The organism is Bacillus sp. VA15 (assembly GCF_055721145.1).
In genome coordinates, this window is record NZ_JBVQPQ010000004.1 from 276,326 (window position 1) to 289,747 (window position 13,422).

Sequence of the window (13,422 nt, forward strand, 5' to 3'; positions counted from 1 at the left end):
CCTTTTTTATTACACCATAACCTTGCAAATATTGTTCGTGAATTCCACAGGGTCCTGAATCGGTAAGCCTTCGATGAGAAGCGCCTGATTGTACAGAAGATTTGTGTACAGGCTCAGCTTCTCTTTATCCTGTTCAAATGCGTTCTGCAGCGTTTGGAATACCTCATGATTCGGGTTGATTTCAAGCACTTTTTCCGCCTTTACATTTTGGCTGTCCGGCATCGCGTTTAAGATTTTTTCCATCTCGATTGTCACTTCGCCGTCAGCAGCAAGGCAGACCGGATGTGATTTGAGTCGTTTTGAGATTCTGACGTTTTTCACTTTATCTGACAGAATGTTTTTCATTTCCTCAAACAGATCCTTGTACTTGCTTTCTTCTTCCTCGGACTGCTTTTGGTCCTCATCCGTGTCTATGCCTAGGTCTCCGCTTGATACGGATTTAAACTCTTTTTCCTGATAAGATGCCAGCATTTTAATCGCAAACTCATCAATGTCCTCAGTGAAGTAGAGAATTTCATAGCCTTTGTCCGCTACCATTTCCGTTTGCGGCAGTTTTTCTATGCGATCGTATGAATCACCGGTCGCATAATAAATGTATTTCTGCTCCTCGGGCATTCTGGATACGTACTCATCTAAGCTGACCAGCTTTTTCTCTTTGGAAGAGTAGAATAATAAGAGGTCCTTCAATTGATCCTTATTCGCGCCAAAATCATTGTACACGCCGAATTTCAGCTGTCTGCCGAATGATTTGTAGAACGTCTCGTATTTCTCTCGGTCTTTTTTCAGCAGGCTTTGCAGCTCGCTTTTGATTTTTTTGCTGATATTTTTCGCGATCAGCTTCAGCTGGCGGTCATGCTGGAGCATTTCTCTGGAAATGTTCAGAGACAGATCCTCAGAATCGACCATGCCTTTCACGAAGCTGAAGTGGTCCGGAAGCAGATCCGCGCATTTGTTCATAATCAGAACGCCATTAGAATACAGCTCCAAGCCTTTCTCATATTCCTTAGAATAATAGTCAAACGGCATGTTTTCAGGAATAAATAAAATCGCGTTGTAGCGAACGGCGCCATCCACACTGATATGAACGTGTGTCAGCGGTTTATCAAACCCGTAATGCTTTTCAGCATAAAACTTTTCATAGTCCTCATCTGTCAGCTCGCTTTTGTTTTTTCTCCAGATCGGCACCATGCTGTTGACTGTCTGTTCTTCCTGTACCTCTTCAAATTCATTTTCGCTGCCTTCCTTCGGCTTATTAATGGTTGTATCCATTTTGATCGGGTAGCGAATGAAGTCGGAGTACTTTTTAATGATTGCTTTTAAACGATATTCTTCTAAGAACTCGTCATAGCTGTCATCCTCTGTATTCTCTTTGATTTTCAGGATAATGTCTGTACCGACAGAATCCTTTTCACACGGCTCAATCGTATAGCCGTCTGCACCCGCAGACTCCCATTTATACGCCTCTTTGCTGCCGAGCGCCTTACTGATGACAGTCACGACATCAGCAACCATAAACGCCGCGTAAAAGCCGACACCGAATTGCCCGATGATGTCATGGCCGTCTTTCAGCTCGTTTTCCTTTTTAAACGCAAGGGAACCGCTTTTTGCAATGGTGCCGAGATGCTGCTCAAGCTCATCCTTTGTCATCCCGATCCCCGTATCAGAGATCGTTAATGTTCTCGCACTTTTATCAGCTGCGACCTTTATGTAGTAACTGTCTTTATCAAACGTAAGCGTATCGTCCGTCAGCGCTTTGTAATAGATCTTGTCAATCGCGTCACTCGAATTGGAGATTAACTCGCGCAGGAAAATTTCTTTTTGGGTATAAATGGAGTTAATCATCATATCCAGCAGTCGTTTGGACTCTGCTTTAAACTCTTTTTTAGCCACTCTAGATCGCTCCTTTTTGATATGTTATTACGCTATGTAAACTCTTTTCAGCATCTATTTATCACATGCTGTGACAATTGTCAATTAGATTGATAGATGCATATATATGTAAATTTAACACTATTTAGGTCTGCTTTCACTATTTTTTCTCAGTCATTCTCATAAAAAAGAGAGGCTTCATCATCCTCTCTTTTTTTCTGCATCATTCCAGCGGCCAAACTCCCGCTTCATCCATATATGCACCGGGTAGAAAAACAAACCGAACGGGATCAGAAACAATAGATTATGCCATGAGGCATTGAGAAATGCACTTGCTGCAATCGGAAACGTAATCTCTTTAAATAAAAAAGAGATGATAGTCAGCACAACAAACGCGGACGGAATCGTGACGAAGCAATAAAACTTGAGCTCCTTCTTATGGTGTACTTTCAAAATACACAAACCTCCCAACAATTTCTAGTCCATCTTAACATATGCTGGCATTTCTTTTCTCGCATGTTTATCACTGCACGTAGCGGGAAGACAAATAGAAAAAGGAGGACTCGTGTAATGGGAAAACTTGAAAACAAAACCGCAGTCATCACAGGCGCCGCGACAGGCATTGGACAAGCGACGGCAGAGGTTTTTGCCAATGAAGGCGCGCGTGTGATGATCGGAGACATCAATGAAGACCAAATGAAAGAAACCGTTGAAGCGATCAGAAAAAACGGAGGAGAGGCGGACGCCTTTCACCTCGATGTGTCAGATGAAAACAGTGTGAAAGCATTTGCTGATCAAATCAAGGATGCTTGCGGAACGATTGATATTCTGTTTAATAACGCCGGGGTTGATCAGGAAGGCGGAAAAGTGCACGAATATCCGGTTGACCTGTTTGACCGCATTATCGCCGTTGACCTGCGCGGCACGTTCCTTTGCAGCAAATACTTGATTCCGCTCATGCTCGAAAATGGAGGCTCCATCATCAACACCTCCTCCATGTCAGGCCGGGCCGCGGACCTCGACCGCTCCGGCTACAACGCTGCAAAAGGCGGAATCACCAACCTGACAAGAGCGATGGCGATCGACTACGCAAGAAACGGCATCCGCGTCAATTCTATTTCTCCGGGAACGATTGAAACCCCGCTGATTGATAAACTGGCTGGCACCAAAGAACAGGAAATGGGCGAAAAATTCCGCGAAGCCAACAAATGGATCACGCCGCTCGGCCGCCTCGGCCAGCCGAAGGAAATGGCGACAGTGGCCCTGTTCCTCGCCTCAGACGACAGCTCATACGTCACAGGAGAGGACATCACCGCAGACGGCGGCATCATGGCGTACACATGGCCTGGGAAGATGTTGATTGATGAGAAGTGGAAGGAAGAAATGAAATAGACATGGACTGGGCAATTTTATGCGTTAATGATCAAATGTGAATCAGCCATAGATATAGCTAAGTAAAAGGGAGCTCAACCTGAATCATTAGGTTAAGCTCCCTCTTCATTTACTCTATTTCTTTTTTCCGCTGTCTGGCAGGAAAAAGAAATGAAAACTACATATTGCATTTATCCATATATATTTTACATATTGTTTATTATATCTTACAATAAATTTAGCATTTATTAGGAGTTGGTAGAATGAAATTGCTATATACCTATATCATTTTAGGAGGTTTCATTAGCATATCTCTTACTTATTTTTTTGAGTTAGGTATTTTTAATCTTGCTTTATATCTTATCTATTTTAACTATGCACTTTTTTTATATAAACGAGCTAAAAGCGCCAAAAGTTCAATGAATACTTAGTATATCCCTTAATAGGTTACAGTCATATTTATTCGTTCATTTTTCAGTATAATTATTTTAGTTTTTAGTATAATTCTAATAATATTTGACAGAAAGGCACGCAATTTATGTCACAAAACAAACTACTATTTTTACTTTTTTCATTTTCTTCTATCGTTCACCTGCTCTTCAATACGATTTTAGACCATACTTCAAGCTGGAAATCTTGGTCGGTGAACATTGCACAAATTCTTTTGGCCCTTCTATTTTTAAATCTCACCTTGAAAGAAAGAAAAGCAAAAGACCAAGTATCATAACCACACAAAGCCCGGGTCAAGTCTCCGGGCCACTTCAAAGCAATACAACCTTATACTTCTTCACATCCAAAAACTGCAAAAATTCCCTCGCCAGCACTTCTGGCGCATGCGTCTTCCCTTCATCCAGCCGATACAAAATCAGCCCGATAATCATCGCGGATACATAATAGGCATAAAGCTTTTTCTCCGCATGAATCTCAGTCTGCTGATGCAGATAAAACGATTCCAGCGCTTTGAACATATCAGGTATCACATGAGGAACACCCCATTCCCGATTGAGAAAATGCACAATGGGCATGTTTGATAAAGCAGAAAGCAGACTGGCGAGCGCCTCCTCCGCATCCTCTAAAGAAAGCTCATTCGGACTTGGGGCAATCGTCAGGTGATCTATGATCTCAGCACATGATTGCTGAATCATGGTTTGCAGCAATTCCTCTTTACTGGCATAGTGATCATAAAAGGTTGCTCGGCGGATATTGCTTTTACGGGTAATATCCGAAATCGTGATGGCCGCGTAGTCTTGTTTCTCTGCCAATACGTCCAGCAAAGCTTTCTGCAGCGCCTCTCTCGTTCGAACCACACGCCTGTCGATTTGCTTGTCCTCTTGCCGCTCCCCTGACGCAGCCTGTCCAAACAGCCAATAAAACCTCTTTTGAGAAACAAGCTCCCATACCTTTTGGCTGATGGCTTCCGGAGAAGCCGCGGCATCCTCATTCAGCCAATACAGGATAATCGCGTACGTGTACAAAGCCCGGTAATGTCCGTAGATTTCCCGTTCGATCGGCGTCAAGTTCACATGGATTGGAGCCAGCAGGACATCCTGCTGAAACACATCCTTAAAAAAACGATGAACATTTTCTCTGTTCATCATCGTACCAAAAAAGGATCGATGCTCGTGAACAAAGGACAGAGTCGGATGCACCGTTTGCCGTTTTTTGTTCAAATGGAGGGTATCCATATGCCTGAAGGCCTCATAGAGCGCTTTGCCCAGCCCCTCCTTCATGTCTTCGATCACATCCTCAATGATTGAAAACTTGTCTTCATAATAAAGGTAGAGCGTCCCGCGGCTCACTTTGGCCTTCTCAGCAATTTCTTTCATTGTGATATGTTGAATATCCCTTTCTTCCAATAAGGCCAGCAGCGCCTGTTTCACTTGAGCTTCAGCAGATTCCGGCACAAAAGACACCCCAATCATTAGACAGATGTTTGATATATGTACGGTAACGTATAGATGGTTCACCGTTGTCTTTCTTACAGAAAAGGTACCACTTTATAATAGGTCTGAGAAAAGAAGAAAGCAAATGAGGGGGATTTTACAATGGAACAGCAAGTAAAAGACGACATTCAGCGTGTCTTTCAGCTTCAGAAAAAACAGCAAAAAGCACTGCGCGCTTCAACAGCGGAACAGCGCATAGAGAAGCTTCAGCGCTTTTTAGATTCCGTCATTGCCCATGAAGAAGAAATCATCGAAGCGATTCGAAAAGACGTCCGCAAACCATATCACGAGGTCAAAAAAGCGGAAATCGAAGGAACGAAAAAAGCGATCAGAGATAATATGAACAATCTGGAACAATGGATGGCGCCTAAAGAAGTCGGTTCATCTTTAAGCCCTGACGCAAACGGAATTCTTATGTACGAGCCTAAAGGCGTAACGCTCATCCTCGGTCCGTGGAACTATCCGTTTATGCTGACGATGGCGCCGCTTGCCGCTTCTCTCGCAGCCGGAAATAGCGCGATTGTGAAGCTGTCTGATTTTACGATGAACACAAGCAACATTGCCGCAAAAGTGATTCGAGACGCTTTTGACGAAAAAGAAGTCGCGATTTTTGAAGGAGAGGTTGAGGTGGCAACCGAGCTTCTAGATCAGCCGTTTGACCACATTTTCTTCACTGGAAGTACAAATGTCGGAAAAATCGTCATGACAGCAGCGGCCAAACACTTGGCATCTGTCACACTTGAGCTTGGCGGCAAGAGCCCAACGATCATTGACAGTGAATACGATCTCACGGACGCAGCGAAAAAGATCGCCGTTGGGAAATTCGTAAACGCCGGCCAAACCTGCATCGCACCTGATTATCTGTTCATTAAAAAAGACGTTCAGGACAGGTTCGCGGGGATTTTACAAACAATCGTCAACGCAGGATTTATGGAGGATGATTACAACCCAGACCGCAGCAAATTTACGCAGATCGTCAATGACCGCAACTTCAACCGCGTCAAAGACCTGTTCGACGACGCCATCGAAAAAGGGGCGGAAGTCGTATTCGGAGGCGTGTTTGATGCCAGCGACCGCACGGTCTCGCCAACCGTTTTGAAAAACGTCACGCCTGACATGAAAATCATGCAGGAGGAAATCTTCGCACCGATCCTGCCGATGATGAACTATGAAGACATCGACGAGGTCATTGATTACGTAAATGATCGTGATAAACCGCTTGCGCTTTATGTATTCAGCCACAACCAAGACCTGATTGACAACGTCCTTCAGCATACGACATCAGGAAATGCCGCCATCAATGATGTTGTCGTCCATTTCAGTGACGTCAACCTGCCATTCGGCGGTGTCAACACAAGCGGAATCGGCTCCTATCATGGGGTATACGGATTTAAAGAGTTTTCTCATGAGAAAGGTGTATTTATTCAAGCCGCTAAATAATCACAATAAAGAGAATCTGCATCATTTTGCAGATTCTCTTTTATTTTTCACCAAACTCTTCTATTTTCCTATTAATCTACAATACAAATAGGAAAATAAAGCAATATACAGCAACAAAACACTATTGTTGTTAAAAGACAAAGTTCCTCTAGTATATTTCATTGAAACCCTATAGGCTCTAACATATAATATCCCAGAAAACTTCAAAGGAGTGAAATTCATACATGGAAAACCAGCAGGGTTTTGGATTCGGGCAATCGCCTCTATTATTGATGATTTGATTATCTATTTTTTTGCTTTTATTATGATTCTCATTAACAACTTAATTGTGCTGCCTCTTATTGATGCGGGAAGCCTTTATACGACAGAAGAACAATATACATTTTCTATATTGGTATTCGGGACAATCCCTGTTATTGCCATCATATATATCTTCGGTATTCTTTATTATAGCCTACTGACGTCTTCAAAAATGCAAGCAACACTGGGCAAAAAACTCATGGGAATAATCGTTGTCAATCAGTATGGCGAGCGAATTTCATTTTGGCACAGCTTCGGCCGTTTCTTCGCTTATACACTATCAGGAATTTTGTATATCGGTTATATCATGGCCGCCTTTCCCTCTAAACTGGCATTGCATGATTATATTTGCGGGACAAAGGTTATCTATAAAAACAAATATTTGGATTGACTAACCAAAAAAGGCTGCCGAGACCTTCTCGCCAGCCTTTTCTCATATTCGATTATTTCCCAAAAGCCACTATTTTTTGATAGATTCTGATCGCAATAAGTACAGCATATTCATCCATTTTATGAACAGGAAAATATAGGGGATTACGTAAAACTTCTTGTAACGGGTTTTTTTGATGCTGAACGAAAAGCTGCAAAAAACCAAATGATGTTTACAGCAGCCGCAGCGAGACAAACCCCAATCACAAGGATCACCTCAGAAAGCAGATGGTCACTGAACAAACTAAACATCAAAATAAAACCGGCCGAAGATAAATGAATCAGCAGCCCAAAGCCGCAAAGCACCGCCATTACATACCTCATCGCATCAACTCCAAGCATGTAAATGAGAAAAGGAATGAGATACAACACAAGGATCATACCGATAGCTGACCACATGCCGACTGAGTTAAACTGATTGGCCGCCCCTCCCGTTTCGGCCAGCGGCGAAAGTGAAGCAGCGGCAATCATGGCGCAAAAAAGGAATGCAGAAATGATTGTTACGATTGCCACGCTGTTTTTTCTAGACATCAAACTCCTCCTTTAAATAGAAATATTAACCTTTTTATTATAAATAAGCCCAATGGAAAATTCATTATATTTTAAATAAATTCCAGAACTCGCTTGCAAACGATATGGTTCTTCCTAGTATATTTATATAGTAAAAAACAAAGGATAAAAGACTCATTTTTCAGGCATATCAGGATTTTATCACCATATCATATTGCACATGCTTTTTTTTCAAAGTATACTATTCCAGATTAATTCAAAGGAGAGAAAAAAATACATGGAAAAACCAGCAGGATTTTGGATTCGTTTTTTAGCTTATTTTATTGATGGCATTATTGTATCTGTTCCTAGTTATATTATTCTATTTATTATCAATACTGTTTTTGTAGCTGGATCCGTGGCAGCAGACCCTTACATGACGCAAGAGGAGTATATGGTGACATACATGACGCTTGCATTTTTGCCTACTATGCTGATCACGCTCGTCATCAGTGTATTATATTACGGTCTGCTCACTGCTTCTAAAATGCAGGGCACACTCGGCAAAAAAATTCTTGGCCTTAAAGTGGTCAATGAACAAGGCGAACGGGTCTCTGTCGGACAGGGAATCGGCCGTTACTTTGCATACATCTTATCTGGAATCATCTTTTATATTGGTTTTATCATGATCGCCTTTGGAGAGAAAAAAGGCCTGCATGACATCATTTGCAAAACACGTGTTGTGTATAAATAATAGAAAAAAGTCTAGACGCCAATAAGCATCTAGACTTTTGTTTTCTTTACAATAGGCTGCCACGCCAGATACGTAGCGCTCCTCCACAGCCACTCAAACGGCCCCATCCGAAATACCCGAAGCCAAAGATGGCTGAAGACCATTTGAACGGCACAAATAGCAATCGTGATGAGCACGCCGGCAGCAGGATACACTTTCCCGTACAACCCCAAGCCGTAATGATAGAAAATCCACGTACACACGATAGACTGCATCAGATAATTGGTAAATGCCATCCGTCCAACAGCGGAGAAAGATTGCAGCACTGTTTTCACTCTTGTTTTATGATAAAGATAGACAACCGTTGTGACATAGAAAAACATGAGAAAAGGCGCACCAATCAGCAAAAATACTTCCCTATCCGTTACACTGTACAGCACTTGGGCGCTGATGCCGATGACTAGCCCAGCCATCCACACCCTTTTTAATCCTTTGCGATGCTTTCCGGGTTCGTGCAAATATCGTGACTTCGCCGCCGCAGCTCCCAGCAAAAACATGCTGAAATAAGGAATGGATGCAAAGAAGAAGTTGAGCGGGTTATACGTAAGCATGCCATTTGAAGACATGTAAACAAGACGATCGTGGATCCGCTGTTCCGCAATGTCCTTCAAGCTGCCGCTTCCGTAAACATGGAGCGCTTGTTTTGCCTGCTGAGTTACCGCTTCTGCCCATTCCTGTCCGTTTGATGGATAAAAGCTGGTCAAAATAAACGGAATGCAAAACAAAAGATACAAAGAAACCGCCCATATCAACAGTGTTTTCGGCTTTGCTTTTCGAAATAAAAGCAGAACAAAGCCGAGCAGGGCGTATTCCGTTAAAATATCCCCGTCCCAAATCAAAAAGGCATGAATCGTTCCAAACAAGAGAAGCGCCGCTAACCTTCTCGCATATAGCGGAACAAACCGTTTCCCTTTGCTTACTGTTCTCTCCATCATGACAACCATGCCAAATCCAAATAAAAAGGAAAACAATAAAATACATTTTGTTTGGATGAAGAATTTCAGTATGGCTGCTGCTGCAAAATCTGCTTCAGACCACTTTTCTGTAAAAAAGTTCTCTTTTCCAAGCATAGACAAATACATATCCGGATAACTGAAATGTGCCAGATTGACAAATAAAATGCCGAAAATCGCCATTCCCCTTAGCACATCAAGCACGCCGATCCGCTCATTTGCCAAAGTCGGCTGTAATGAAGACATAGCCATCACGCTCCTTTTTTCTGTACTTTAAGGGTATGAAAAAAAGGAGCGCAGAAACATCGATTTAGGTGTCATGCAGACATGGAAACCTTACAATCTTGTCATTTTTATGGTTTCATCACCTTTAAATCTAATGCTTCGATATTCTGCAAAACGCGATCAAAGCGCAGCGCCTGAGGCTCACTTGGGAAGATGTGGCCTTCATACGGCTCACCTAGCGTCCGGAAAAACGGTTCAAATAAGCCGGGAACCAATACGCCCACCATTTTTGTATAATGGGAATCCAGGCGATAGGAGTGAACAGTATTCGCAGGAACATGCAGAAAATCTCCAGGATTCAGCTGGATTTCTTTTCCATCCGCCCACATGGTCATCTGCCCTTCAAGGCAATAAAATGTTTCTGTATGATGTTCATGGTAGTGATCAACGATTCGGTCGCCTTTAGGGCCATCCGATACTACAACGATAAACTGGCCGTCTGTATTTTTTTGCGCAGCCACAATGCGGTGAAGCTGATCTCCCGTCAATAGACGGTCGCCTTCTCCAGACTCAAGCACGTATGGAACCGATCCATCCGGAAGCTCTGCAAGTTCCGCTAATTTTGCCGCACCGGCAGCCTTTTCTTCATCCAGAAATGTAATGTCCGCTACTGTAGCTGCTTCTGCAAATTGCCCGTTTGACACCTCTTCGCTTGCGTGCGGCGGATGTTCAGCGTGATCATATGGATTCCCAATAACGGAATACATGTGTGCCACATGTCCTTTCATCGTGTAAGACACCAGTCTTGTTCTGTGGCTTTGCATTCGGTAGCTGTGCGGTGTTCCGGCTGGAATGTTCGCATAATCGCCTGACACTAATAAATAGCGTTCTCCGGCAAGCGTCAACTCAAGCTTCCCGTCCAAAACGAGAATCCCTTCATGTGTGTCCTTGTGGACGTGAAGCGGAAAGGCATCTCCTTTCCCCCCGGAAAGCAGCACGATCTCAAACAGATCGCCGGTGCTCTTCCCATTCGCCATCACCGTGGCAACCTGTCTGCCGAACAAATAGCGCTCACCTTCTCCGCTGCGGAGCAAATAAGGCATTTTTTCTTTAGGCAATGAATTTTCACATAATGATTTCATATATTGTTCCTCCAATTTAGACCAGTCTATATACTATCATCTATCTGACTAGACCGTTCTATATAATTGTAGGAGAAAGGATAACAAAATGCTACCCTTTTTTTCTCACCAGCACTGGAATTTGTTCGGCAATGAGAAGAAGAGGCGTTTTGTCTTTATTCGTTAACGAAAGCATGATCCCGCCCTCAATCATCGAATTGATCAGCATTCCAAGCTGATTTGCTTCTTCTTCTGCAAATCCGTTTTCCACTAATTTTCTGGCAAAAACCGCTTCCCAGCTTTTAAACACCTTCATACAAACCGTCCGCAGCGGTTCACTGATTAACGCTGTCTCACTCGCCAGCAAACCGACTGGAATCCCTTTAATGCTTTCTGTGTTGTCAAATTGGCTGGCTGTTTTTTTGATAAATTGCTGAATCGCTTCTATTGGATCAGAGGATTCATCCATGCTTTGCTGTATCAAATGTTCAATCAATTTCCCTGTATATGTAACCGCTTCAATTGCTAATTCTTCTTTGCCATTCGGAAAAAAGTGATAAAGCGATCCCTTAGGAGCACCGCTTTCTTTCACAATCTGGTTCAAACCTGTCGCGTGATATCCTTGCAGCTGGAACAGACGTGACGCCGTGTGAAGGATTTTTTCACGTGAATCTCCTCTGCTAGTCATTAAAACATTCCCTCCTAGGTATGGTAGAGCGACTTATATAATATAAAAAAGAACCCTGTGATTGTCAAAAAGGGTAAGACCCTCCCGGATGGGGTAAATGTAGAAAAACAGCGTCTAGGAGGGATCTCAATGACAAACGATTATTCAGTCACGAATACAGAAAAGCTTGAACAACAGAACTCGGGCATGAAAATGAAGATTAAACTAAAAAAACTCAAGGATCAAGTGATTGTCATTACCGGCGCTTCAAGCGGAATCGGACTTGTCACTGCACGAATGGCAGCTGAAAAAGGCGCAAAGGTCGTCGCAGCAGCGCGAAATGAAGATGCGCTGAAGGAGCTCGCTGATGAACTAAAGGAAAAAGGGCACGACGCCATATGGGTGAAAGCGGATGTCGGAAAAGAAGAAGACGTCAACCGCATCGCAGAAACCGCAATTAGCACATTTGGCCGCTTTGACACATGGGTCAACAATGCCGGCGTCTCGATCTTCGGACATGCCATGGACGTCACCGTCGAAGACATGAAGCGCATGTTCGACGCAAACTTTTGGGGACCTGTTTACGGAACAAGAGCGGCCGTCAAACACTACACCAGCAGAGGCGTGCCGGGCGCACTCATCAATGTAGGAAGCCTGTTCGGCGACAGGGGAACGGTCATTCAATCCACATACGCCTCAGCCAAATTTGCGCTTCACGGCTGGACGGAAAGCATCCGAATGGAGCTCGAAAAAGAACAGGCGCCCGTCTCGGTTACGCTCATTCATCCAGGCAGAATTGACACACCTTACAACGAACACGCGCACAGCTACCTGGACAAACAGCCGGCTCATTACCGCTCGCTGATCTACCCTCCGGAAGCGGCCGCCGAAGCCATCCTTTTTGCCGCCGAACACCCGAAGCGCGACGTGTACATCGGCTCACAGGCAAAAGCCATTGCCATGCTGGGTGCTCTTTTCCCCCGGCTGACCGACAGACTGATGGAAAAAATCATGTACCACAGCCAGCATGCTGAAAGACCGTCCAAACAGCGGGAAGAAAGCGCGCTTTATGAAGCGGGCTACGGCATGCATGACAGGGGCACAAATAAAGGCTGGAAGCGGTCAAGAAGCTACTACACGAAAGCTACGAAGCGCCCGATTGTATCAGCGGCTGTTGTTGCCGGACTGGTCGCTTTAGCTGCCGTCAAACGATGCAGATAATCTCTGACCATAAGAAAAACCCATGCTGTTCCATCGAACACATGGGTTTTTAAATGTTAGTCGATAAAGGCCTTGTTCATACGCTGCAGTAGCTCGCCGAACATCTCTTTTTCCTTTGTTGACCATTCTTTCAGCATCTGTTCATAACGTTCAAGACGCTTTTGCTGATCGGCTTTTAATGTTTGTTTGCCGAGTTTTGTAATGGTAAATAGGCTGACTCTCCCATCGGAAGGGTCTGAGAAGCGATAGATGAGCTCCTTCGCCTCTAATGCAGCTGCTTGTCTTGAAAGAGTAGATATATCAAGCTTAAACGATACTGCTAATTCCTTTACGCGGGCAGGCCCAAACTCATCCAATTGTCTCAGCAATAAGTACGAAGATCTCTCCAAATTCCCTGTTCTTTTCTCAGATTGATCCAGATAAACAGCTCTCCTGATAAAAGTCGTCAGCTCATATTCAATTAATTCAACTGGATTTTGTTTTTGCAATCGCTCTCGCTCCCTATTCCAATCTCCGGCATTGACAACATCATATATACTTGTATAATACAAATGTATATTAATTGAATGAATACAAGTCGTTATATGACTAAATCAATCAT

At 43.6% G+C, this 13,422-nt stretch carries 13 protein-coding genes; 5 read left to right on the forward strand and 8 right to left on the reverse strand.

The window, feature by feature from the left end:
* Nucleotides 1-9 precede the first annotated feature (9 nt).
* Complete coding sequence (gene htpG, locus AC0DBE_RS13140) at nucleotides 10-1,890, reverse strand: molecular chaperone HtpG (protein WP_472962440.1); 1,881 nt, start codon at nucleotides 1,888-1,890, stop codon at nucleotides 10-12.
* Nucleotides 1,891-2,070: 180 nt separating this feature from the next.
* Nucleotides 2,071-2,322, reverse strand: a complete 252-nt coding sequence (locus AC0DBE_RS13145) for a hypothetical protein (protein ID WP_090556855.1) — start codon at nucleotides 2,320-2,322, stop codon at nucleotides 2,071-2,073.
* 117 nt (nucleotides 2,323-2,439) lie between these two features.
* On the opposite strand from AC0DBE_RS13145, the gene AC0DBE_RS13150 reads away from it, so the two are divergent.
* Nucleotides 2,440-3,261: an SDR family oxidoreductase gene (locus AC0DBE_RS13150; RefSeq protein WP_409509342.1), complete on the forward strand. Its 822-nt coding sequence runs from the start codon at nucleotides 2,440-2,442 to the stop codon at nucleotides 3,259-3,261.
* A gap of 740 nt (nucleotides 3,262-4,001) precedes the next feature.
* On the opposite strand, the gene AC0DBE_RS13155 is transcribed toward AC0DBE_RS13150, so the two are convergent.
* Nucleotides 4,002-5,144 (reverse strand): TetR/AcrR family transcriptional regulator, encoded by a 1,143-nt coding sequence (locus tag AC0DBE_RS13155; protein ID WP_242733510.1) that lies wholly within the window; start codon nucleotides 5,142-5,144, stop codon nucleotides 4,002-4,004.
* 141 nt (nucleotides 5,145-5,285) lie between these two features.
* Between AC0DBE_RS13155 and AC0DBE_RS13160 the strand changes: the two genes are divergently transcribed.
* Together AC0DBE_RS13160 and AC0DBE_RS13165 are read left to right on the forward strand one after the other, a co-directional pair.
* Nucleotides 5,286-6,623 carry an aldehyde dehydrogenase family protein gene (locus tag AC0DBE_RS13160; protein WP_014115787.1) on the forward strand — a complete coding sequence of 446 codons (1,338 nt, stop codon included), beginning with the start codon at nucleotides 5,286-5,288 and terminating at the stop codon, nucleotides 6,621-6,623.
* A 211-nt stretch (nucleotides 6,624-6,834) separates the two neighbouring features.
* Entirely contained in the window at nucleotides 6,835-7,314 is a 480-nt protein-coding gene (locus AC0DBE_RS13165; RefSeq protein WP_472962443.1) for an RDD family protein, read from the forward strand.
* Between the two features lie 143 nt (nucleotides 7,315-7,457).
* On the opposite strand, the gene AC0DBE_RS13170 is transcribed toward AC0DBE_RS13165, so the two are convergent.
* Nucleotides 7,458-7,883, reverse strand: a complete 426-nt coding sequence (locus tag AC0DBE_RS13170) for a DUF5391 family protein (protein WP_061186806.1) — start codon at nucleotides 7,881-7,883, stop codon at nucleotides 7,458-7,460.
* 256 nt (nucleotides 7,884-8,139) lie between these two features.
* Between AC0DBE_RS13170 and AC0DBE_RS13175 the strand changes: the two genes are divergently transcribed.
* Complete coding sequence (locus AC0DBE_RS13175) at nucleotides 8,140-8,595, forward strand: RDD family protein (RefSeq protein WP_014115790.1); 456 nt, start codon at nucleotides 8,140-8,142, stop codon at nucleotides 8,593-8,595.
* A gap of 29 nt (nucleotides 8,596-8,624) precedes the next feature.
* On the opposite strand, the gene AC0DBE_RS13180 is transcribed toward AC0DBE_RS13175, so the two are convergent.
* From AC0DBE_RS13180 to yxaF, 3 genes are all read right to left on the reverse strand, one after another.
* Entirely contained in the window at nucleotides 8,625-9,833 is a 1,209-nt protein-coding gene (locus AC0DBE_RS13180) for a DUF418 domain-containing protein (protein WP_472962446.1), read from the reverse strand.
* A gap of 107 nt (nucleotides 9,834-9,940) precedes the next feature.
* Nucleotides 9,941-10,954 (reverse strand): quercetin 2,3-dioxygenase, encoded by a 1,014-nt coding sequence (locus AC0DBE_RS13185; protein ID WP_072565560.1) that lies wholly within the window; start codon nucleotides 10,952-10,954, stop codon nucleotides 9,941-9,943.
* A gap of 91 nt (nucleotides 10,955-11,045) precedes the next feature.
* A complete protein-coding gene (yxaF, locus tag AC0DBE_RS13190; protein ID WP_014115793.1) occupies nucleotides 11,046-11,621 on the reverse strand; it encodes a transcriptional regulator YxaF in 576 nt (191 codons plus the stop codon).
* Between the two features lie 129 nt (nucleotides 11,622-11,750).
* On the opposite strand from yxaF, the gene AC0DBE_RS13195 reads away from it, so the two are divergent.
* Nucleotides 11,751-12,821, forward strand: coding sequence for an SDR family oxidoreductase (locus tag AC0DBE_RS13195; protein ID WP_061186804.1), 1,071 nt, complete (start codon nucleotides 11,751-11,753; stop codon nucleotides 12,819-12,821).
* 56 nt (nucleotides 12,822-12,877) lie between these two features.
* Here AC0DBE_RS13195 and AC0DBE_RS13200 read toward each other — a convergent pair whose 3' ends face one another.
* The gene (locus tag AC0DBE_RS13200) at nucleotides 12,878-13,309 is read right to left on the reverse strand and encodes a MarR family transcriptional regulator (RefSeq protein WP_461845862.1); all 432 of its coding nucleotides are present in this window, start codon (nucleotides 13,307-13,309) and stop codon (nucleotides 12,878-12,880) included.
* Nucleotides 13,310-13,422 lie beyond the last annotated feature (113 nt).